This window comes from Pseudomonas sp. LBUM1678 (assembly GCF_059695575.1).
In genome coordinates this window covers 1,922,036-1,944,566 of record NZ_CP166775.1, presented here as the reverse complement: position 1 = coordinate 1,944,566, position 22,531 = coordinate 1,922,036, and the positions used below count along the sequence as shown (strand labels likewise).

22 protein-coding genes are annotated in these 22,531 nt (G+C 58.5%); 19 read left to right on the top strand and 3 right to left on the bottom strand.

Annotated elements, in window-relative coordinates; translation table 11 throughout:
• Window positions 1-53 precede the first annotated feature (53 nt).
• From ACA070_RS08835 to ACA070_RS08820, 4 genes are all read left to right on the top strand, one after another.
• The gene (locus ACA070_RS08835; RefSeq protein WP_046047502.1) at window positions 54-425 is read left to right on the top strand and encodes a glutathione S-transferase N-terminal domain-containing protein; all 372 of its coding nucleotides are present in this window, start codon (window positions 54-56) and stop codon (window positions 423-425) included.
• 403 nt (window positions 426-828) lie between these two features.
• Window positions 829-2,178, top strand: coding sequence for an NCS2 family permease (locus ACA070_RS08830; protein WP_042932677.1), 1,350 nt, complete (start codon window positions 829-831; stop codon window positions 2,176-2,178).
• A gap of 79 nt (window positions 2,179-2,257) precedes the next feature.
• Entirely contained in the window at window positions 2,258-2,887 is a 630-nt protein-coding gene (locus tag ACA070_RS08825; RefSeq protein WP_497450819.1) for a LysE family translocator, read from the top strand.
• 646 nt (window positions 2,888-3,533) lie between these two features.
• Window positions 3,534-5,285, top strand: coding sequence for a hypothetical protein (locus tag ACA070_RS08820; RefSeq protein ID WP_497450818.1), 1,752 nt, complete (start codon window positions 3,534-3,536; stop codon window positions 5,283-5,285).
• A 155-nt stretch (window positions 5,286-5,440) separates the two neighbouring features.
• Here the strand turns inward: ACA070_RS08820 and uraH are convergent, their stop codons facing one another.
• Window positions 5,441-5,794, bottom strand: coding sequence for a hydroxyisourate hydrolase (gene uraH / locus ACA070_RS08815; RefSeq protein WP_123409019.1), 354 nt, complete (start codon window positions 5,792-5,794; stop codon window positions 5,441-5,443).
• Between the two features lie 420 nt (window positions 5,795-6,214).
• On the opposite strand from uraH, the gene puuE reads away from it, so the two are divergent.
• The 8 genes from puuE (at window position 6,215) to ACA070_RS08775 (ending at window position 14,319) form a co-directional block, all read left to right on the top strand.
• Window positions 6,215-7,141: an allantoinase PuuE gene (gene puuE, locus ACA070_RS08810; RefSeq protein WP_497450817.1), complete on the top strand. Its 927-nt coding sequence runs from the start codon at window positions 6,215-6,217 to the stop codon at window positions 7,139-7,141.
• Complete coding sequence (gene uraD / locus ACA070_RS08805; RefSeq protein ID WP_497450816.1) at window positions 7,138-7,653, top strand: 2-oxo-4-hydroxy-4-carboxy-5-ureidoimidazoline decarboxylase; 516 nt, start codon at window positions 7,138-7,140, stop codon at window positions 7,651-7,653. Before puuE ends, uraD begins: the two co-directional genes overlap by 4 nt.
• A 100-nt stretch (window positions 7,654-7,753) precedes the next feature.
• Entirely contained in the window at window positions 7,754-8,749 is a 996-nt protein-coding gene (gene alc, locus ACA070_RS08800; RefSeq protein WP_497450815.1) for an allantoicase, read from the top strand.
• Between the two features lie 121 nt (window positions 8,750-8,870).
• Entirely contained in the window at window positions 8,871-9,374 is a 504-nt protein-coding gene (locus ACA070_RS08795) for an ureidoglycolate lyase (RefSeq protein WP_109628737.1), read from the top strand.
• 50 nt (window positions 9,375-9,424) lie between these two features.
• Window positions 9,425-10,717: a urate hydroxylase PuuD gene (locus tag ACA070_RS08790; protein ID WP_497450814.1), complete on the top strand. Its 1,293-nt coding sequence runs from the start codon at window positions 9,425-9,427 to the stop codon at window positions 10,715-10,717.
• A 140-nt stretch (window positions 10,718-10,857) separates the two neighbouring features.
• Window positions 10,858-12,216 (top strand): nucleobase:cation symporter-2 family protein, encoded by a 1,359-nt coding sequence (locus ACA070_RS08785; RefSeq protein WP_497450813.1) that lies wholly within the window; start codon window positions 10,858-10,860, stop codon window positions 12,214-12,216.
• A 155-nt stretch (window positions 12,217-12,371) separates the two neighbouring features.
• Window positions 12,372-13,157: an outer membrane protein OmpK gene (locus ACA070_RS08780; protein WP_497450812.1), complete on the top strand. Its 786-nt coding sequence runs from the start codon at window positions 12,372-12,374 to the stop codon at window positions 13,155-13,157.
• A gap of 376 nt (window positions 13,158-13,533) precedes the next feature.
• Complete coding sequence (locus ACA070_RS08775; protein ID WP_497450811.1) at window positions 13,534-14,319, top strand: outer membrane protein OmpK; 786 nt, start codon at window positions 13,534-13,536, stop codon at window positions 14,317-14,319.
• Between the two features lie 116 nt (window positions 14,320-14,435).
• Here ACA070_RS08775 and ACA070_RS08770 read toward each other — a convergent pair whose 3' ends face one another.
• Together ACA070_RS08770 and ACA070_RS08765 are read right to left on the bottom strand one after the other, a co-directional pair.
• Window positions 14,436-15,608, bottom strand: coding sequence for a patatin-like phospholipase family protein (locus ACA070_RS08770; protein WP_497450810.1), 1,173 nt, complete (start codon window positions 15,606-15,608; stop codon window positions 14,436-14,438).
• A gap of 35 nt (window positions 15,609-15,643) precedes the next feature.
• Window positions 15,644-16,576, bottom strand: coding sequence for a lipid A biosynthesis lauroyl acyltransferase (locus tag ACA070_RS08765; RefSeq protein ID WP_497450809.1), 933 nt, complete (start codon window positions 16,574-16,576; stop codon window positions 15,644-15,646).
• A 118-nt stretch (window positions 16,577-16,694) separates the two neighbouring features.
• On the opposite strand from ACA070_RS08765, the gene minC reads away from it, so the two are divergent.
• The 7 genes from minC to ACA070_RS08730 all read left to right on the top strand — a co-directional run bounded on the left by minC (window position 16,695) and on the right by ACA070_RS08730 (window position 22,490).
• Window positions 16,695-17,432: a septum site-determining protein MinC gene (minC, locus tag ACA070_RS08760; protein ID WP_461957906.1), complete on the top strand. Its 738-nt coding sequence runs from the start codon at window positions 16,695-16,697 to the stop codon at window positions 17,430-17,432.
• A 191-nt stretch (window positions 17,433-17,623) separates the two neighbouring features.
• Window positions 17,624-18,436, top strand: a complete 813-nt coding sequence (minD, locus tag ACA070_RS08755; RefSeq protein WP_131062423.1) for a septum site-determining protein MinD — start codon at window positions 17,624-17,626, stop codon at window positions 18,434-18,436.
• Window positions 18,436-18,690: a cell division topological specificity factor MinE gene (gene minE, locus ACA070_RS08750; RefSeq protein ID WP_007898843.1), complete on the top strand. Its 255-nt coding sequence runs from the start codon at window positions 18,436-18,438 to the stop codon at window positions 18,688-18,690. The genes minD and minE overlap by 1 nt, the downstream gene beginning before the upstream one ends.
• Before the next feature lie 188 nt (window positions 18,691-18,878).
• Window positions 18,879-19,514 (top strand): RluA family pseudouridine synthase, encoded by a 636-nt coding sequence (locus ACA070_RS08745; protein WP_030131660.1) that lies wholly within the window; start codon window positions 18,879-18,881, stop codon window positions 19,512-19,514.
• Between the two features lie 50 nt (window positions 19,515-19,564).
• Window positions 19,565-20,671 carry a hypothetical protein gene (locus ACA070_RS08740; protein WP_497450808.1) on the top strand — a complete coding sequence of 369 codons (1,107 nt, stop codon included), beginning with the start codon at window positions 19,565-19,567 and terminating at the stop codon, window positions 20,669-20,671.
• 76 nt (window positions 20,672-20,747) lie between these two features.
• Window positions 20,748-22,037: a M18 family aminopeptidase gene (locus ACA070_RS08735; RefSeq protein ID WP_497450807.1), complete on the top strand. Its 1,290-nt coding sequence runs from the start codon at window positions 20,748-20,750 to the stop codon at window positions 22,035-22,037.
• Between the two features lie 276 nt (window positions 22,038-22,313).
• A complete protein-coding gene (locus tag ACA070_RS08730; protein WP_497450806.1) occupies window positions 22,314-22,490 on the top strand; it encodes a hypothetical protein in 177 nt (58 codons plus the stop codon).
• Window positions 22,491-22,531: the final 41 nt, after the last annotated feature.

The following is a 22,531-nucleotide window of genomic DNA, read 5'->3' as shown; positions in this document are numbered from 1 at the left end:
GTGAAAAATCAGGTAAGCTGCGCGCCTTCCGTTCGCCCTGTGAGGCTTATTCCGTGTTCGTAAAAGCGCTTCGTGTCGGCCTTGGCCAACTGATCATCTTCATCGACTTCATCACCCGCCCTGGCAAGAAGCAGCGCCCTGCTGCCGCCCAGGCTCAGGTTGAAACGGCCGCCAAGGACCTGACGCTGTATCAGTTCCACGCCTGCCCGTTCTGCGTGAAAACCCGCCGCACCCTGCGTCGCCTGAATGTGCCGGTGGCGTTGCGCGATGCGAAGAACAACGAACAGGATCGCCAGACCCTGCTGGAGCAAGGCGGCAAGATCAAGGTGCCGTGCCTGCGCATTGAAGAGAATGGGCAGACCACCTGGATGTATGAGTCCAAGGTGATTATTGATTATCTGGATAAGCGGTTCGCTGCGGCCTGATTCATTTGGGTTGTTTGATCTGCCGCCATCGCGAGCAGGCTCGCTCCCACAGGTTTTGTAAACACCTCAACCCCTGTGGGAGCGAGCCTGCTCGCGATGAGGCCAATACCAACACCGCAAATCTCGAACAAAAAACCGGCCGATCGCCGGTTTTTTTTTCGCCCGCACACCGGCGATAGCGCCCTCGCGAAAGCATCTCTCTCGGCGATATATCCCTATTGCCAAACTTTTCGTCTACAAAATCAAAAACATTATTTGCTTTATTTGTATACAAAAGCATAATCCACTTCGTGCGAGTTCCTGACCAACCGGTCAACAAATTCGCAAGTGCCTCAAAGGGCCGCTGCCACCCTCATGGGTCCGGCCCTGGAAATAACAATAAAACTCTTGAGGAGTATTCGCTGTGGAAAGCCGCAAATCCGAAGCCCCGACGCTGGAACTCTCGCCGCCGTTACGCAATGGCCTGCTTGAGCGCATCTTCAAACTCAGCTTGCATGGCACCACGGTGAAGACCGAGCTGATTGCCGGTCTGACAACCTTCATCACCATGGCCTACATCATCTTCGTCAACCCCAACATCATGGCCGACGCCGGGATCGATCACGGTGCCGCGTTCGTCGCGACCTGCATCGCTGCGGCCCTGGGTTGCCTGTTGATGGGCCTTTACGCGAACTGGCCGGTCGGCCTGGCGCCGGGGATGGGCTTGAACGCGTTCTTCACCTACACCGTGGTCGGCACCATGGGCTACAACTGGGAAACCGCCCTTGGCGCGGTGTTTGTTTCCGGTGTGTTGTTTATGTTCCTGACCTTTTCGCGGATTCGCGAATGGCTGCTCAACAGCATTCCTGTGAGTTTGCGTTATGCCATGGGCGCTGGCGTGGGTCTGTTTCTAGGGTTGATAGGCCTCAAAACCGCGGGCATCGTCGTCGATAGCCCGGCCACCCTGATCAAGCTCGGCTCCCTGCGCGAGCCCGGTCCGCTGCTGGCCGCCATCTGCTTTTTGATGATCGCCGTGCTCAGTTACCACAAAGTGTTTGGTGCGATTCTCATCAGCATCATCACCGTGACCCTCGCGGGCTGGGGCCTGGGCCTTGTCCACTACGAAGGCATCATGTCAGCCCCGCCTAGTCTGGCGCCCACCTGGATGGCCATGAACGTCGCCGGCGTGTTCAACGTCAGCATGATCAGCGTGGTACTGGCCTTCCTCTTTGTGCACATGTTCGACACCGCCGGCACCCTGATGGGCGTCGCCCAGCGCGCCAACCTGGTGAACGCTGACGGCCGGATCGAAAACCTCTCCCGCGCCATGAAAGCCGACAGTGCTTCCAGCGTGTTTGGTGCGGTGGTCGGCGTTCCTCCAGTAACGAGTTACGTGGAAAGTGCCGCTGGCGTAGCGGCGGGTGGTCGGACTGGTCTTACCGCCGTGACCGTAGGTGTGCTATTTATTGCCGCCATGTTCTTCGCCCCGCTGGCCGGCATGATTCCCGCTTACGCCACCGCCGGTGCACTGATTTATGTGGCAATGCTGATGATGGGTGGCATGGCGCACATCGAGTGGGACGAAGCGACCGACAGCATTCCGGCAATCGTTACCGCGATCATGATGCCGCTGACCTTCTCGGTCGCCGATGGCATCGCGCTGGGCTTTATCACTTACGTGGTGCTGAAGGCCTTCACCGGTAAGCACAAGGAAATTTCCGTCAGTCTGTGGGTGCTGTGCGCGATCTTCATCGCCAAGTTTATTTTCTTGTAAGCCGTCTACGTTTCAAAAACAGTGTTTCAAAACAGCCTCACCCCGCCGGGTGGGGCTTTTGCACAAATGGAGGAAAGTGATGAGTCTAGAAACCTGGCTGCTGTTCAGCGGCGCTGCGCTGGTGGTGATCCTGATCCCGGGGCCCCTGTCTTTGCTGATGATCAGCAACAGCCTGAATTACGGTTTACGCCGTTCTTACCCGGCGTTCCTGGGTGGCGTGATTGCCTCGATCTGCTTGCTCAGTGCCTCGGCGCTGGGTCTGGGCGCGCTGCTGCTGGCGTCGGAACAGCTATTCAGCGCACTGAAAATCGTCGGCGCTCTGTATCTGTTCTACCTCGCCTGGCAGAGCTGGCAGCAATCGCGTCAGCCATCGGTGGGTGCAGAAGTGCCCCAGGCGGCGCCGGTGCCGCGCTTTCGTGCACTGTTCGGGCGTGCGTTCGCCCTGGGCGCAAGCAACCCGAAGGACATTCTCTTCTTCGCTGCTTTCCTGCCGCAGTTTCTGAATGCCGAGCAACCGTTCCTGACGCAGTTGCTGGTCATGATTGCGACCTGGACCGTGCTGGATCTGCTGTGCAAGTTGGCTTATGGGCTGGGTGCTCATGGCGCGGCGCGGTATCTGCGCAGTGGCAAGGGGCAAAGTTGGTTTAACCGGGTAAGCGCAGGACTCTTCAGCGGGGCCGGCGCAGCCTCTTTATTAAGCAATCACTAATAGTGACCTTGTTAACTGCCTAAGCTTGATTTCAATAAGACTTTATTTAAATCACTGCACTAAGAGTTGTTGCCAAGGAAGGCCACAATTCAACCCCGCCCCGCAACAACCCGCAACAACACAAAACACGCGATATAAATATATATATTTGTCTTTCCAGAACTCCCCCTAACATGGCGCTGCGACTACGCACACAACGCCTGGACAAGGAAGTTTTAATGGCAATCGTATTCCAATCGGAATTGCCGAGAGAAACGAGATCAGAACAAAGCCATCGCCTGCACCGGAACTTGCCGACGCCTCATTAGTTGCACAGGTGGGCAATAACGCACTGCAAACACTCGCGACCACCAACCAGCAAAACATGTTGAGTCGCTGTTAGACGGGGTTCAAACAGCCCCGTCAGGATGGCAATCCATTTTTATTAACAGAGAACGTCGATACCGGTCATTTCCATCTACCGGCATCGCCTTGACGTTACAAATAAATAAAACTATTCAGGGACATAACTCATGGCAGACCGCCAAAAAGAAATTCAACCTCCAATGCACCTGACACTTCGGCGACGCTGCCAAGGTCTTCATCAGGAGATAACCGGGTACTGGGTGACCATGCAATCACAGTCGGCAGACCTCTGAGGGACGCAGTGCCTGTTTCCGACTCGCATATATCAAGTACTTCACCCGATATCGTTTCTCGTCAGCCTATCGTTGTCACCGACATGCCCGTTAGCACAAGAAGTGCCGAGCTCGCTGCCAATATGATTTCCTGGCCTCGGAACAAGGTCGATCAACTGTTCAAGATCGACGAAACCGGGCTTTTCATGAGTAACCGGCAAGAGCTCTACGCTGATATTGGAGCGCAAGGCATTTTTCAGATCAAAGCAAATGCGAAGGGGGATTACCAGGTTCCCTTCCCTTTCGCGCCAGGGCAAGCAGGGCCAATCCTCCGGAAAATTCCTGGTCAGCCTCAGTGGAGAATAGTCCGGGAGGGTTTGGCACCGGCGGCAATTGCACCGATGAGGAGGCCGGAGACGCTGGAGATCATTCCCCGACATTTAGCCGACAAGCTGTCAACTCCAAACGCAGACGGGATCCGTTACGACAAGCTGAAGAGAACCTATGTCGATCTTGCGGACGGAGGCACTGTCATGGCCCGCAAAAATGCAGACGGGGATTATCAGGCGACCTCGGCAACCGAATTGATCCCTTCGGGCCCGGTACTCGAAAACATTGAAGGGATGACGCTTTGGCAAACAAAAGCTCCCATCAATGTAGCCTCAGGTGATACCCCCCAAATGGCCAGCCATCAGCCGTTACCCGACGCTGAAGAGGCCGGTGACGGCCCGAGCAAGCGCCCTCGTCGGGATGAAAATGTCGATGCGTCCGATGCAGTGCCCCACCCTGATGCTGCCACCTTGAATAGAAACCCTTATTTGTGGGCATCCTGGGGGAAAACAACCAAACCTGACTCGGTGGAATCCGTACAGATTGGTCAGCTCCATTACCACATCGTGCCAAAGGGGCCGCTGGCCGACGGGATACCCATCGTTTTCCTTCAACACCCGGAATTTGCGCCCTCTCGCTTCGATGTATTTGAACGCATGTTGCACGTAGCACCTTCGTTGCAGCCAGTAGCCACTAGCCACCTCGCCAGCACAAACACCCGGAAAATTGACGGAGCTGTTCGTCTCTTTGATAAAACGCTCACGCGCTATGTCGCGGATGCATTCACGGGGTTCACTGAGCCCACATCGCGCGCCGTTGCCAAACGTTTATTTGAGCTTTCCAGTGGATCGGAGGAAATCAACGGCGGCGGATTGGCCACAATGGTGCAGACATTCCGATACTGGGAGGGCAAAGCGACCAGCGGCTTCAAAGGACTCGGCGATCCATTGGATATATTGCCTGTCGCATCCAGCGGTGAAGGCCCGCGAAGGATAGTCCCTTTGCACGCTCCCGATTCCGTGGTGCCCTTGCAGCAGTTGAACTTCAAACCCGAGAGTGCTCCTGCCTGGCAGTTTTATACGGAGGGGCCGAATGAACCGGGCCGCCTGCCGTTGTTGCTCGCTTCGATACTGGGCCACAGCAACTACAAGGTCTACCTTCCTGCAAACGTTGACAACGTCAAGCTCCCCCCGCCAACGCTGGTCTTCAACAGACCCAACCACAACAAGGTTTATTTTCTGAAACTGGGGCGTGTGGAGACTGACGCAATAGAAATCAAGCCACCCCGCGTCCCGGAACTCGCAGATCCTTCGCTGAGAGCGCGAATTGGCGCCGAAGCCCACCAGTTACTGCTTGCCGCTGACGCGCGGGGCGATGTGGTATGGCTGATCGGAGGCGTCCAACACCTGCCCGGTGGAACGCCTTCCGTTTTCATCATCAAGGAACGCTGACAGAGGAACGTGTGCACCTCGCCGTCCGCTCGCGAGGTGCAACCCAACGCACTGGCTCAAACTCGAAGCAAAAAAAAGCCCGCAGTGTGAGCGGGCGAAAGACCAAAGAAGCTATATGCGCAGTCGCTTCCAGGTTGAGGCAGCTGCTTGGGGGATCAGCTGCCGCGGTACGTGGAATAGCTGTACGGCGAAATCAGCAACGGCACATGGTAGTGATCCTGTTCCGCAGAGATGCCGAACCGCAGCACCACCACATCCAGGAACGCAGGTGTAGGCAGCTGAACGCCACGGGCGCGGTAGTAATCGCCCGCATGAAACTGAACCTGATAGACCCCGGAACGGTAGTCATCGCCTTGCAGCAGCGGTGCATCGACACGGCCGTCGCTGTTGGTGATCGCGCTGGCGACCAATTCCAGCTGCGAGCCTTCAACGCGGTACAACTCGACCTTGATCGAGCTGCCCGGGCAACCGTGTGCAGCGTCCAAAACGTGTGTAGTCAAACGTCCCATTGATTCTGCGCGTCTGCCTGCACGGAGCAGTCAGACCTCGCGCCTCCCGAAGTCAGTTGAAAAGGAGACCGCACCGATTCGGAGCACGAAACGCTGCGGCGAGCGATTGATTAAGACACTTTTCAAAAAAATTGTACACAATAAAAACGACATTTTTCCAGCAGGAACCGCCATTCAAGGATTCCCGGCGAATCTGACGCAAAACCACACTACCAGCGGACCTTCCATCTATTAGCTGACCAATTGGGCAGGTTTCTTGCAATAACATGTGAAGATGACAGTTCATCAAAAATGCAAAAATTCAGGCTTACAAAGTGGATATAAAGTTGTATACAATCAGCCCATCGCTGTGACGCCAGCCTGTCTTCCCACTTCCAGGCACGCCACACAATCTGTCAACGAATAAGAAGGAAGACTGCAGTGAGCGCTGACTACCCACGCGACCTGATCGGTTACGGCAGTAACCCTCCTCACCCACACTGGCCGGGCAATGCCCGCATCGCCCTGTCGTTCGTACTCAATTACGAAGAAGGCGGCGAGCGCAACATCCTGCACGGCGATAAAGAATCTGAAGCCTTCCTTTCGGAGATGGTCTCGGCGCAGCCGCTGCAGGGCGAGCGCAACATGAGCATGGAATCCCTTTACGAGTATGGCAGCCGTGCCGGCGTCTGGCGGATTCTGAAGCTGTTCAAGGAATTCGATATTCCACTGACCATCTTCGCCGTCGCCATGGCCGCCCAGCGCCACCCGGACGTGATCCGCGCGATGGTCGATGCCGGCCACGAAATCTGCAGCCACGGCTACCGCTGGATCGACTACCAGTACATGGATGAAGCGCAGGAACGCGAGCACATGCTCGAAGCCATCCGCGTCCTCACCGAAATCACCGGTGAACGCCCGTTGGGCTGGTACACCGGCCGCACTGGCCCGAACACCCGTCGACTGGTGATGGAAGAAGGCGGTTTCCTTTACGACTGCGACACCTACGACGATGACCTGCCCTACTGGGAACCGAACAACCCGACCGGCAAGCCGCACCTGGTGATCCCGTACACGCTGGACACCAACGACATGCGCTTCACCCAGGTCCAGGGTTTCAACAAGGGCGACGACTTCTTCGAATACCTGAAAGATGCGTTCGACGTGCTGTATGCCGAAGGCGCCGAAGCACCGAAAATGCTGTCGATCGGCCTGCACTGCCGTCTGATCGGCCGTCCGGCGCGTCTGGCCTCACTCAAGCGCTTTATCGAATACGCTAAAAGTCATGAACAGGTGTGGTTCAGCCGTCGCGTCGACATCGCTCGCCACTGGCACGAAACCCACCCGTACCAAGGGGCTGCCAAATGAGCACCTTTCAAACCGTTAAACCATCGACCCTGAGCCGCGACGCGTTTGTCGCGGCCTTCGCCGACATCTACGAACATTCGCCATGGGTGGCCGAGAAGGCCTTCGACCTGGGCCAGGACGCCTCGATCGACGAGATCGAAACCCTGCACCAGCGCATGAGCGACATCCTGTTGAGCGCCGATCATGAAAGCCAACTGGCCCTGATCAACGCTCACCCGGACCTGGCCGGCAAAGCCGCCGTCCAGGGTCAACTGACCGAAGCCAGCACCCATGAACAGGCTGGCGCCGGTATTCACCAATGCACGGCCGAAGAGTTTTCTCGCTTCACCGAGCTGAACGACGCCTACAAAGCCAAGTTCAAGTTTCCCTTCATCATGGCGGTAAAAGGCAGCAACCGGCATCAGATCCTCGCGGCGTTCGAAACGCGCATTCACAATTCGGCGGATACCGAATTCAAATGCGCGCTGGCGGAGATCAACAAGATCGCCCTGTTCCGATTACTGACCCTATAGCGAGCTGCCCTTGTGAAAAGCCCCGAGTGTCATTAAAACGCGGAGAGTGCACAGGGCCAGCAAGCATCCCAAGCCAACTAATTAAAGGCAGACAAGAAGAATGAAAGCTTACGCCGTACCTTTCGAGAAGTTCGTCAACCTGGCCGACGCCCGCCTGGGCACCAAAATCATCTCGGTCACCGATGACTGGTTCGCTGATGCCAACCGCCTGTTCCAGCCAACCCCGGCTGTGTGGAAAGAGGGCGTGTTCGATGACAACGGCAAGTGGATGGACGGCTGGGAGTCGCGCCGCAAGCGCTTCGAAGGCTACGACAGCGCCGTGATCCGCCTGGGTGTACCGGGTTCGATCAAAGGCGTGGACATCGACACTTCATTCTTCACCGGCAACTTCCCGCCGTCGGCCTCTCTGGAAGCGTGCTTCCTGGCCTCAGGCGAGCCGGACGAAAATACCCAGTGGACTGAAGTGCTGTCGGCCGTCGAGCTGCAAGGCAACAGCCACCACTACCACGAAATCAACAACGACCAGTCGTTCAGCCACTTGCGCTTCAACATCTATCCGGATGGTGGCGTGGCCCGTCTGCGTGTTTACGGTATTCCGTTCCGCGACTGGTCCGCTGTCGGCGACAACGAGCAAGTTGACCTGGCCGCAGCCCTCAACGGTGGCCGCGCCCTCGCCTGCTCCGACGAACACTTCGGTCGCATGAGCAACATCCTCAACCCAGGCCGTGGCATCAACATGGGCGACGGCTGGGAAACCGCACGTCGTCGCACGCCGGGCAATGACTGGGTGATCGTCGCGCTGGGTCACGCTGGCGAGATCGAAAAAGTCATCGTCGACACCCTGCACTTCAAGGGTAACTACCCGGACACCTGCTCGATTCAGGGCGCGTTCGTGAAGGGCGGCACCGACAGCCAGATCGAAACCCAATCGCTGTTCTGGCGTGAATTGCTGCCGGCGCAGAAACTGGAAATGCACGCCGAACACACCTTCGCCGAGCAGATCAAGGCTCTGGGCCCGATCACCCACATCCGCCTGAACGTGTTCCCGGATGGTGGTGTGAGCCGCCTGCGCGTATTGGGCAAGGTCGCTAAATAAGCGCCGAACCCAATCGCCAGCAGGCTGGCTCCCACAGGGGAACGCATTCCAAAGGTGGGAGCTAGCCTGCTAGCGATAGCAATAGAACAAACAACACAGAACTCAAGGTAAGAAGACCAGCATGCGCACATTGACGATTGAACCGCTGACCAAAGAAGCCTTCGCCCCTTTCGGTGACGTGATCGAAACCGACGGCAGCGATCACTTCATGATCAACAACGGTTCGACCATGCGCTTTCACAAACTGGCGACGGTGCAAACCGCCACGCCAGAGGACAATGCGATCATCAGCATTTTCCGCGCCGACGCGCAGGACATGCCGCTGACCGTCTGCATGCTGGAGCGTCACCCGCTGGGCAGCCAGGCTTTCATTCCGCTGCTCGGCAACCCCTTTCTGATCGTGGTCGCGCCACTTGGCGATGAACCTGTATCAGGCTTGGTCCGCGCCTTCGTCACCAACGGCAGGCAGGGCATTAATTACCATCGCGGCGTTTGGCACCATCCGGTGCTGACGATCGAAAAGCGGGATGACTTCCTGGTGGTTGATCGCAGTGGCACAGGCAATAACTGCGATGAGCATTTTTTCAAAGAGGATGAGCGTTTGATCCTTGCCCCCCACCAATAAGAGAAGGTCTGATCACTCGACAACAGAGTGACAGGCGAGAGGTAAAGACTGTGGAAGCACATCTGTTGGAATGGCTGAACCTGAGCGTGCGCTGGGTTCACATGATTACTGGCGTGGCCTGGATCGGTGCGTCGTTCTATTTCGTCTGGCTGGAAAACAACCTCAATCGGGTCAACCCGAAAAGTGGTCTGGCGGGCGATCTGTGGGCGATCCACGGCGGCGGTATCTACCACCTGGAAAAATACAAACTGGCTCCACCGACCATGCCGGACAACCTGCACTGGTTCAAATGGGAAGCCTACTTCACCTGGCTGTCGGGGATCGCGCTGCTGTGCGTGGTGTTCTACTCCAACCCGACGCTGTACCTGCTGGCACCCGGCAGCAGCCTGACCGGCCCTGAAGGGGTCGCACTGGGCATTGCCTCGTTGTTCGTCGGCTGGTTCGTCTACTCCTTCCTCTGCGACTCGGCCCTGGGCAAACGCCCTGCCCTGCTCGGTTTTATCCTGTTCGTGCTGATCATTGGCGCCGCCTACGGCTTCAGCAAGGTGTTCAGCGGTCGTGGTGCGTACCTGCACGTCGGCGCGATCATCGGCACCATCATGGTCGGCAACGTGTTCCGCATCATCATGCCGGCACAGCGTGCACTGGTGGCGGCGATTGCCGAGAACCGCACGCCGGATCCGGCGCTGCCGGCCAAAGGCCTGCTGCGTTCGCGTCACAACAACTACTTCACCTTGCCGGTGCTGTTCATCATGATCAGCAACCACTTCCCGAGCACCTACGGCAGCCAATACAACTGGCTGATCCTGGCCGGGATCGCGGTGCTGGCGGTGTTGGTGCGTCACTACTTCAACACCCGTCATGAGAGCCACAAATTCGCCTGGACCCTGCCCGCCGCCGCCGTTGGCATGATCTGCCTGGCTTACGTGACTGGCCCGGCGCAAATGCGAAGTGCACCTGAAGTCGCCAAGGCCCCTGGCACCATCGAGTACCAGCCGTTGCCGGAAACCGCCGTCGGTGGCGGTGCCAAACCTGCCGCTGCGAAACCTGCTGAAGCACCGGTTCAGGCGTCGAACGCCGGTCCGAGTTTCGACAAGGTGCACAGCGTGATCCAGGAACGCTGCTCGGTCTGCCATTCGGCCAAACCGACCAGCCCGCTGTTCAGCGCCGCACCGGGCGGTGTGATGTTCGACACCCCCGAGCAGATCCGCCAGAACGCGGCGCGCATCCAGGCGCAAGCCGTCACCAGCCAGATCATGCCACTGGGCAACATCACCCAGATGACCCAGCAGGAACGTGACCTGATCGGTGCGTGGATTGTTCAGGGAGCTCCCACCAATTAACCGTTGAAAAGCTTCGCGGGCAAGCCTCGCTCCTACAAGATCAACATAAATCCTGTAGGAGCGAGGCTTGCCCGCGAACGGCCGCGCCGCGGTCAACCCTGATGCAAAAATCACAAGAATAAAAAGATCCGAGGTGTTGCATGTCCGAGCTATCCGAAGCGCGCATCCCCGACGCACCCGCTATTCAGCGTTTGCCCCTTTTGCAACTGATCCTGGTGGGTCTGCAACACGTTCTGCTGATGTACGGCGGAGCCATCGCGGTGCCGCTGATCATCGGACAGGCCGCGGGCCTGAGTCGTGAAGAAATCGCCTTCCTGATCAACGCCGACCTGCTGGTGGCCGGGATCGCCACCATCGTGCAATCGCTCGGCATCGGCCCGATGGGCATCCGTATGCCGGTGATGATGGGCGCCAGTTTCGCTGCGGTCGGCAGCATGGTCGCCATGGCCGGCATGCCGGGCATCGGCCTGCAAGGGATCTTCGGTGCAACCATCGCTGCCGGTTTCTTCGGCATGATCATCGCCCCGTTCATGTCCAAAGTCGTACGCTTCTTCCCGCCACTGGTGACCGGCACGGTCATCACCTCGATCGGTTTGTCGCTGTTCCCCGTGGCCGTCAATTGGGCAGGCGGTGGTGCTGGCGCCACTCAGTTCGGTTCGCCGATTTACCTGGCCATCGCCGCGCTGGTGCTGGCCACCATTCTGCTGGTCCACCGCTTCATGCGCGGGTTCTGGGTCAATATTTCAGTGCTGATCGGCATGTGCCTCGGCTACATGATCTGCGGGCTGATCGGCATGGTCGACCTCAGCGGCATGGCTCAGGCACCCTGGGTGCAGATCGTCACCCCGCTGCATTTCGGCATGCCCAAATTTGAACTCGCACCGATCCTTTCTATGTGCCTGGTGGTGGTGATTATCTTCGTCGAGTCCACCGGGATGTTCCTCGCGCTGGGCAAAATCACCGGGCAGGAAGTCTGCCCACGGATGCTGCGTCGCGGCTTGCTCTGTGATGCCGGCGCCTCGTTCTTCGCCGGTTTCTTCAACACCTTCACCCACTCTTCGTTCGCGCAGAACATCGGCCTGGTGCAGATGACTGGCGTGCGTTGCCGCTCGGTGACCATCGTCGCGGGTGGTTTGCTGGTGGTGCTGAGCCTGCTGCCGAAAGCGGCGTTCCTGGTGGCGTCGATTCCGCCAGCGGTATTGGGCGGCGCGGCCATTGCGATGTTCGGCATGGTCGCCGCGACCGGGATCAAGATTCTCCAGGAAGCCGACATCGGTGACCGTCGCAACCAGTTGCTGGTGGCGGTGAGCATCGGCATGGGCCTGATACCGGTGGTGCGTCCGGAGTTCTTCGCGCACTTGCCATTGTGGATGAGTCCGATCACCCACAGCGGCATTGCGATGGCGACGTTGAGTGCGCTGTCGCTGAACTTGCTGTTCAACATTCTTGGCGGCCGCGAACGCGCGGCGGTCAACGACTGCCACGCTCACCCGCACTAAGACAGAACGCAAACCCTGTAGGAGCCGGCTTGCTGGCGAAGCGGTGGGTCAGACGACATCAATGTTGGATGTACTGACCTCATCGCCAGCAAGCCGGCTCCTACAGGGTAGGGATACCTGCGCCTTGAAAAAATAAAAACAAGAGGGAGCAACAGATGATTCGGACACAGAAAAACATGCTGTTGGGCGGTGGCCTGCTGGCTGCGAGCCAAGCCATGGCCGGCGATTTATTGCTGTGGCAGACCAACAGCCTGAGCTATCTGTATGGCAAGGACTTCGCGGTCAACCCGTCGATCCAGCAGACGATAACCTTTGAGCACGCCGACCGCTGGAAGTACGGCGACAACTTCCTGTTCGTCGACAGCACTTACTACAACGGCGAAAAAGACCGGAACAAAGGCGTTCACGCCTATTACGGCGAGTTCAGCCCGCGCCTCTCCTTCGGCAAAATCCTCGACCGCCGTTTCGAATTCGGTCCGATCAAGGACGTGTTGCTGGCCATGACCTACGAGAATGGCGAAGACGACACCGAGGCCTATCTGATCGGCCCCGGTTTCGATCTCAAAGTTCCGGGCTTCAACTTCTTCACCTTGAACTTCTATTATCGCCAGACCGAAGGTTCGCGGCCCGGCGATGATGTCTGGCAGATCACGCCGGCCTGGTCCTACACCCTGCCATTGGGCAACTCGAGCCTGTTGATTGACGGCTATATCGACTGGGTCGTGGATAACGACCAGAACTCACAGGGCACCTACCACGCCAATCTGCACTTCAACCCGCAGATAAAGTACGACCTGGGCAAGGCGCTGGGCTGGCGGGAGAAACAGGTGTACGTCGGCGTCGAGTACAGCTACTGGAAAGACAAGTACGGCATTGAAAACAACGGCAACTTCGACACCAATGAAAACACCACCAGCCTGCTGGTGAAGGTGCACTTTTAAGATGGCCCGCAACCGTGCTCCACACCTGTCGTCGGTGCGCTGTTGCGGGGCACTTGAGACCTGGCCAAGGAGTCAGTATTCTCCGCGGCCGCCTGAATCCGCTTTAAAAAAAAGCCCGGATTTAATTCCTGACCAGAAAGCCAACTTATCCCGGCTCTGCACGGTACCAAGGCACTCCAAACCCCCTCTCAATCGACTGTTCTTGAGCAGCCGAGCGGGAGTTTTTTGGCTTTTCGAAAGCCTTGGCTCAGCTCTTGCTAACAGCACTAAAGCTGACCGGATGGATGATTTTTTACAGCTACAGAAAAAGGCGCCACACCAGAGCGTCGACCTTAGAAAAATAACGTGGAACCACCTACTTTTTGGGAGCAACCGAATGAAACGTACGTGCACCAGCCTGATGCTCGCAGGATCGTTACTGGCCGGGGGCCAGGCCATGGCCGGCGACTTGCTGCAATGGCAGAACAACAGCCTGACTTACTTGTATGGCAAGGACTTCCAGGTCAACCCGCGCATTCAGCAGACGGTGACCTTCGAACACGCCGATGGCTGGAAATACGGCGACAACTTCTTCTTCATCGACAAGATCTTCTATAACGGCAAGGAAGACGCCTTCGCCGGTGAGAACACCTACTACGGCGAATTCAGCCCGCGCCTGTCGTTCGGCAAGATCTTCGACCAGAAACTCGAATTCGGCCCGATCAAAGACGTGCTGCTGGCCATGACTTATGAGTTCGGTGAAGACGATACCGAGTCCTACCTGATCGGTCCTGGTTTCGACCTGGCAATTCCAGGTTTCGACTACTTCCAGCTGAACTTCTACAACCGTCACACCGAAGGCGACCGTCCGGGTGATGATATCTGGCAGATCACACCGGCATGGTCCTACACCATTCCCGTTGGCGATTCGAACATCCTGATCGACGGTTTCATGGACTGGGTGGTCGACAACGACGTCAACAAAAAGGGCGAATATCACGCCAACCTGCACTTCAATCCGCAGGTCAAATACGACCTGGGCAAGGCACTGAACCTGGGCGAAAAGCAGTTGTACGTCGGCGTCGAGTATGACTACTGGAAAAACAAGTACGGCATCGAAGACAGCCAGGGTTTCAAGACTGATCAGAGCGTGACCAGCTTCCTGGTCAAGGTTCACTTCTGATTCGGCGGCGTCTGTAAGGACGCCATCGCTAGCAGGCTAGCTCCCACAGTTGATCTGAGTGACACTGAAGATCCACTGTGGGAGCTAGCCTGCCAGCGATAGCAACACCGCCGATCTCAAGCGGAAACCACAGGCTCCTCCAACCCAAGAAACCGGCACAACTCCCCACGCTTGGCCAACGCATCCCGCCGCCCCAGATCAATCAACTCGCTGCAATACCCCGCCTCGAACAGCAGATAACTCAACACCCCCGCCCCACTCGTCTTGGTCGCCCCCGGCCCACGCAGAAACAGGCGCAACGCCGCCGGCAATTCCTGCCGATGCCGCGCTGCAATCTCATCGATCGGCTGACTCGGCGAAATCACCAACACCTCCACCGGTGCCACACCCAACGCGCGCGCCGGCGTGCCATCGGGCAGCAAGTGACTGAACTGATTCAGACGCTGCAACAACTCGATGTCACTTTCCAGGCTGTCAATGAACGTACTGTTGAGCATGTGCCCGCCGATCTGCGCAAGGGTCGGCTGCTGACCGGTGTAGGCGCGTTGCAGCGGCTGCTCCGGGTCAACCCCGCGCGGATTGCCGCTGACGCCCACCACCAGCACTCGGCTGGCGCCCAGGTGCAGGGCCGGGCTGATCGGTGCTGATTGGCGCACCGCACCATCGCCGAAATACTCTTCGCCGATTTTCACCGGCGCGAACAACAGCGGAATCGCTGAACTGGCCAGCAAATGATCGACGGTCAATTGCGTCGGCACGCCGATTCGCCGATGACGCAACCATGCATCGATGGTGCCGCCACCCTGGTAGAACGTGACGGCCTGCCCGGACTCGTAACCGAACGCCGTGACCGCCACCGCCTGCAACTGTTTCTGGGCGATGGCCTCGGCGATGCCGTTCATGTGCAGCTTGTCGTTGAGCAAGCCGCGAAGGGGCGAACTGTTGAGCAAGGCCACCGGAACCTGCGCCCCGATGCCCAGCAAACTGTGGCTGACAAACCGGCTGGCCTGGCTGATCACGCCGGGCCAGTCACTGCGCAACACCAGATGACTGCGAAAGCCCTGCCAGAACGCAGTAAGGCGCTCGATCGCGCCACGAAAGTCCATCGCCCCGCTGGCGAGGCTGACCGCATTGATCGCCCCGGCCGAGGTGCCGACAATCACCGGAAACGGGTTCGCCGCGCCCAGCGGCAGCAACTCGGCAATCGCCGCCAGCACGCCCACCTGATACGCCGCCCGAGCCCCGCCGCCGGAAAGAATCAACCCTGTTACCGGTTCAGCAGGACTCATCGCAACACTCCATGGTGCTTATCGGGATCGGTGGCTCAAGCGCGTTTTTTGTACAACTTCGGCTCGCCCGGTGGCCGGCTCTTGAAGCGTCGATGGGCCCAGAGGTATTGCTCCGGACACTCGCGCAGGGCGCCTTCGACCCACTGATTGATCCGCAGGCAATCGGCCTCTTCGGTCTCGCCGGGGAAACCTTCGAGCGGCGGGTGGATCGTCAACCGATAACCGCTGCCATCCGCCAGGCGTTCCTGGGTGAACGGCACTACCAGCGCCTTGCCCAGCCGCGCAAACTTGCTGGTGGCGGTGACGGTGGCGGCCTGAATCCCGAACAGCGGCACAAAAATACTTTGCTTGGCGCCGTAGTCCTGATCCGGTGCGTACCAGATCGCCCGACCGGCCCGCAGCAGTTTGAGCATGCCGCGCACGTCGTCGCGCTCCACGGCCAGCGAATCGAGGTTGTGCCGCTCGCGGCCCCGGCGCTGGATGTAATCAAACAGCGGGTTCTTGTGTTCGCGGTACATGCCGTCGATGGTGTGCTGCTGCCCCAACAGCGCCGCGCCAATTTCCAGCGTGGTGAAATGCACCGCCATCAGGATCACGCCCTTGCCTTCGCGCTGGGCTTTTTTCAGATGTTCCAGGCCTTCGACATGGGCCAGCTTCGCCAGACGCTGACGCGACCACCACCAGCTCATGGCCATTTCAAAGAAAGCGATGCCGGTGGAGGCAAAGTTTTCCTTGAGCAGGCGCTTGCGCTCGGCAGCGGTTTTTTCAGGGAAACACAGCTCAAGATTGCGCTTGGCAATGCGCCGTCGGTCGCCGGCCAGCCGATACATCAGTGAACCGAGCAGGCGGCCGATGAACAGCAACGCCGGATACGGCAACTGAACAATCAGCCACAACAGCCCCAAGCCACACCACAACGGCCAGAAACGCGGCATAAGAAATGTTTTTCGAAAACGCGGGCGGTCCATTAAAGGTTCCGGAAAGACAATGGCCGCGCATTCTACATCGTTCGACCCGGCTTGCGGCTTGCGGGCGTTCTCGTTATAAGTCTCGGCACTTTTAGTGACAAGCCGTTGTATGCCGACCATGAGCCAAACCGAACCGCAAGACCAGGATCCCGTGTTCCAGTTGAAGGGCAGCATGCTCGCCATTACGGTGCTGGAGCTGGCCCGCAACGACCTCGAGAGCCTTGATCGGCAACTGGCCGCCAAGGTCGCCCAGGCGCCTAATTTTTTCAGCAACGCGCCGCTGGTGCTGGCCCTGGACAAACTCCCGGCCAGCGAAGGCGCCGTCGATCTGCCGGGCCTGATGCGCGTGTGCCGCCAACATGGCCTGCGCACCCTGGCGATCCGGGCCAGCCGCATTGAAGACATCGCCGCCGCCATCGCGGTCGATTTGCCGGTGCTGCCGCCGTCCGGCGCGCGGGAGCGTCCTCTGGACCCGCTCGAAGGCGTCGTCAAGAAAAAGCCGGAAAAACCGCCCGAACCGACCATCAAACCGACGAAAATCATCACGTCGCCAGTACGGGGCGGCCAGCAGATTTATGCCCAGGGCTGCGATTTGGTGGTGATCTCGTCGGTCAGCCCGGGTGCGGAACTTCTCGCCGATGGGAACATCCATGTATACGGCCCGATGCGCGGTCGCGTGTTGGCCGGGGTCAAAGGCGACACGAAAGCCAGGATTTTTTGTCAGCAGATGAGCGCTGAACTGGTCTCCATCGCCGGTCACTACAAGGTTTCCGAGGATTTGCGTCGCGACCCTTTGTGGGGTGCAGGCGTGCAAGTCAGCCTGTCAGGCGACGTGTTGAACATCATTCGGCTTTAACGGATACTGCCGCATTTTCCAAGCATCTCTAAAACGTAGCGAAAACGGCTCAAACGAAGTAGGAAAAAGGCCAAACGCAGTGTTTATCGCTGTTCTGGACCGGATTCCAGCCAAGGCTGTCCGACTGCAGTAGTTTTACAAGAGATGTTTTTCAGGGGCTAAAAGTCCTTTTTCCTTAGGGGTGAAACACCTTGGCCAAGATTCTAGTGGTTACATCCGGCAAGGGTGGTGTGGGTAAGACCACCACCAGCGCCGCTATCGGTACCGGCCTCGCACTGCGTGGTCACAAAACAGTTATCGTCGACTTCGACGTCGGTTTGCGTAATCTCGACCTGATCATGGGTTGCGAGCGCCGCGTGGTGTATGACTTCGTCAACGTGGTCAACGGCGAAGCCAACCTGCAACAAGCCCTGATCAAAGACAAACGCCTGGAAAACCTCTACGTACTGGCCGCCAGTCAGACCCGCGACAAAGACGCGCTGACCGTGGAAGGCGTGGAAAAAGTGCTGATGGCGTTGAAAGAAGACTTCGAATACGTGGTCTGCGACTCCCCTGCCGGCATCGAGAAAGGCGCCCACCTGGCCATGTACTTCGCTGATGAAGCGATTATCGTGACCAACCCGGAAGTGTCCTCGGTACGTGACTCGGACCGCATGCTGGGCCTGCTGGCCAGCAAATCGCGCCGCGCTGAAAAAGGCGAGGAAGCGATCAAGGAACACTTGCTGCTGACCCGCTACAACCCGCAACGTGTCAGTGATGGCGAGATGCTGGGCGTCGAAGACGTCAAGGAAATCCTGGCGGTCGCCCTGTTGGGTGTCATTCCGGAATCCCAAGCGGTACTCAAGGCTTCCAACTCGGGCGTGCCCGTGATTCTCGACGACCAGAGCGACGCCGGTCAGGCGTACAGCGATGCGGTCGATCGTCTGCTGGGCAAAACCGTGGAACATCGTTTTCTCGATGTGACGAAGAAGGGCTTCTTCGAGCGCCTGTTTGGAGGTAGATAATGAATCTTTTCGACTTCTTTCGTGCCAGCAAAAAGGTCAGCACCGCGTCGGTAGCGAAAGAGCGTCTACAGATCATCGTGGCGCATGAACGCGGCCAGCGCAGTACGCCGGACTACCTGCCAGCCTTGCAGAAGGAACTGGTGGAAGTGATCCGCAAGTACGTCAATATCGGGTCCGACGACGTGCACGTCGCGCTGGAAAACCAGGGCAGCTGCTCGATTCTGGAACTCAATATCACCCTGCCGGATCGCTAGTCGATCCAGCGGGAGCCACGGCGGCTCGCTCACTCGGTCTCCTTGTGTAGGAGCCGGCTTGCTGGCGATAGCATCAACGCGGTGTATCAGTTACACCGCGCTGCCTGCATCGCCAGCAAGCCGGCTCCTACAAAAAGGGGTGTCCAGGTGACCGAGCCGCCGTTGGCGTTTGTTACGAGGCTGTTTTAATGCCGTTGTCCAACATCCGTATCATCCATCAGGACGCCGCCGTACTGGTGGTGGATAAACCGACCCTGCTGCTCTCTGTCCCTGGCCGGGCCGATGACAACAAGGACTGCCTGATCACCCGCCTGCAAGAAAACGGCTACCCGGAAGCGCGAATCGTCCATCGCCTGGATTGGGAAACGTCCGGCATCATCCTGTTGGCCCGTGACCCGGACACTCATCGCGAGCTGTCTCGGCAATTTCACGACCGCGAAACCGAAAAAGCCTACACCGCCCTGTGCTGGGGACAACCGGAACTGGACAGCGGCAGCATCGACCTGCCCTTGCGCTACGATCCGCCGACCAAACCACGCCATGTGGTGGACCACGAGTTCGGCAAACATGCCCTGACCTTCTGGCGAGTGCTTGAACGTTGTGGCGATTGGTGCCGCGTCGAACTGACGCCGATCACCGGCCGCTCCCACCAGTTGCGCGTGCACATGCTTTCCATCGGCCACCCGCTGTTGGGTGACGGGCTCTACGCCCATGAGCAAGCCCTGGCCGCCTGGCCAAGACTGTGCCTGCACGCCAGCATGCTCAGCTTCACCCACCCGCAAACCGGTGAACGCTTGCGCTTCGAATGCCCGGCACCGTTTTAAGCACTGCCCGACACGCAGTCGCCTGCTTTAGCAAAAGGATACCCATCCCGATGAGTAGTACCGAATTCCTGGCAACACCCGTCAAAAAAACCCGACACCAATTGCTGTACCTGATCTATGGCAACCAGGACGTTTACCGGCGCGAAGCCAAATTCAGTATTTTGACCGCGCTGTCCCATGCGAAGAATGGCAAGCTCCCGAGCATCAGAATCCTCACGGATCGTCCTCAGGACTACGCCGGCTGGCCGGTCGAGACGGTCACCCTGACCCAGGAAACCCTGACCCTGTGGCAGGGCGAAAACGGCTATCACCATCGCCGCAAGGCCTGCGCGATTGCTGCCGGTCTCACGCTCGCTGAAAAAACTCTGTTCGTCGATACCGACACGCTGTTCACCAGCGACCCGAATCTGATCTTCAAACAAATCCAGCCGCAGCACTACTTGATGGATCGCTTCGAGTACGACTGGCAGGACGTGTGTGAGCGTCCCGATTATCTGAAGCTCGGCGGGTGCCTGCGTGCTCACGGCATCACGGCGGACAACGGTTTCAAGCTGTACAACAGCGGCTTGTGTGGCGTGACTGACCGCGACACCGCTCTGTTTGAAGAGTCGATCAAACTCATCGACGAATGGACCCGGGACGGCTTCGATATTCACACCATCGAGCAGATCGCCCTGTCGTTCGCGATGCGTGACAAACCGGTTTATGAAACGAAAAAATACATCTATCACTACTTCGCGGAAAAACGCTTTTTCCATGCGATGCAGGCGTATTTCTTCTCTCAGCATGGCGAGCAGTTCAGCCAAGAGCTAGTCGAACTGTGCCGGGACGTGCCGCGGGTCAAACCCTTCCCTTCGGCCTGGCAGCGGCTGAAAATCAAATGGAAGCTGCGCAACCAGAGTGGCGCCCTGCGAAAGGTCGGCCGCGATCTGCTTTACGGCAGCGCGGCGCCCGATCACCCGTACTACACGGCATGCCGACACGAATGGTGGGAATGTGCCTCGCGGGAGATTCTTCGTTGGGACCAGTCGCGTCAGAAACAGCTGCTGGAGACTCATCAGAACGCCTGGCCCCGGCAACTGCCCAAGCCCGAAAAGCCTGAAGATGAGCGGATCATCATGAAGTACCTGAAGAAGCGGGTAGAGGCTGCCAGCTGACGTGACCTGTTCACGTCATGCCCAAAGGCCCCAGCCAATACGTTAAACTCCCGCCCACTGCTGTCTGGAGCTTCTTATGCGCGAAGAGTTGAACCAAGGCCTGATCGACTTCCTCAAGGCCTCCCCTACCCCGTTCCATGCCACTGCCAGCCTTGTTCAGCGTCTGGAAGCGGCGGGTTTTGTGCGCCTTGACGAGCGCGAGCCCTGGACCACCGAAGCCAACGGTCGTTACTACGTCACCCGTAACGACTCCTCCATCGTCGCGATCAAGATGGGGCGTCATTCGCCGCTGCATGGCGGTATTCGCCTGGTCGGCGCCCATACCGACAGCCCGTGCCTGCGGGTCAAACCCCAGCCAGAACTGCAGCGCCAGGGCTTCTGGCAACTGGGCGTCGAAGTCTACGGCGGTGCGCTGCTGGCGCCGTGGTTTGACCGCGACTTGTCCCTGGCCGGCCGCGTGACGTTCCGCCGCGACGGCAAGGTCGAGAGCCAACTGATCGACTTCAAGGCACCGATCGCCACCATCCCGAACCTGGCGATCCACCTCAATCGTGAAGCCAACATGGGCTGGGCCATCAACGCGCAGACCGAACTGCCACCGATCCTCGCGCAGTTTGCCGGCGACGAGCGCGTGGACTTCCGCGCCGTGCTCACCAATCAGCTTGCGCTCGAGCATGGCCTGAATGCCGACGTGGTGCTCGACTATGAGCTGAGCTTCTACGACACCCAAAGCGCTGCCGTTATCGGCCTGCATGGCGACTTCATCGCCGGTGCGCGCCTGGACAACTTGCTGTCGTGCTATGCCGGCCTGCAAGCTTTGCTGACCGCTGAAACCGACGAAACCTGCGTGCTGGTGTGCAACGACCACGAAGAAGTCGGTTCCTGCTCGGCTTGCGGGGCCGATGGCCCGATGCTTGAGCAAACCCTGCGTCGTCTGCTGCCTGAAGGTGACGAGTTCGTGCGCACCATTCAAAAGTCCTTGCTGGTCTCCGCCGACAACGCCCACGGCGTGCACCCCAACTATGCGGAAAAGCACGACGCCAACCACGGCCCGAAACTCAACGCCGGCCCGGTGATCAAGGTCAACAGCAACCAGCGCTACGCCACCAACAGCGAAACCGCCGGGTTCTTCCGCCATCTGTGCATGGCCGAAGAAGTACCGGTGCAAAGCTTCGTGGTGCGCAGCGACATGGGCTGCGGCTCGACCATCGGCCCGATCACCGCCAGCCACCTGGGCGTGCGCACCGTGGACATCGGCCTGCCGACGTTCGCGATGCATTCGATCCGCGAACTGTGCGGCAGCCATGACCTGGCCCACCTGGTCAAAGTGCTGAGCGCGTTCTATGCCTGCCAGGAATTGCCGTAATTTCGCGCAAATGAATGACTGGAATGCTCCTGTGGCGAGGGAGCTTGCTCCCGCCGACCGGTCCGCGCTCGGGCGCAGCAGTCGCAAACCCGGTGAATGCGGTCTGTCTGAAGGATCGCGATTGCTGGTTTTGGGGCTGCTTCGCAGCCCAGCGGGAGCAAGCTCCCTCGCCACAATGTTTGCGCTGCATTCATGATTTATCTCTGACACACATCACCACCGATCACCCAAAAGCCGCCTAGACTTAATCTATCCCCTTCGACAAGGCAGTCGCCCATGATCTCGATGTCCTCGTTCCACGCCATGCTGATCCCCATTCTTGCCGGGATGATCCTGCTGGCCGTCGGCTTCAATTTTCGCGACAAAAATGCCGGCGTATTTGCCATGTGGATCGGCATGCTGACAATCCTCGCCACCGTGGTGTTCAAGATCCTCGCCAAACTCAACGAATAAATCCTCCCCCTTGGCTCGCATTGATTTAGACGGGCTCGTAC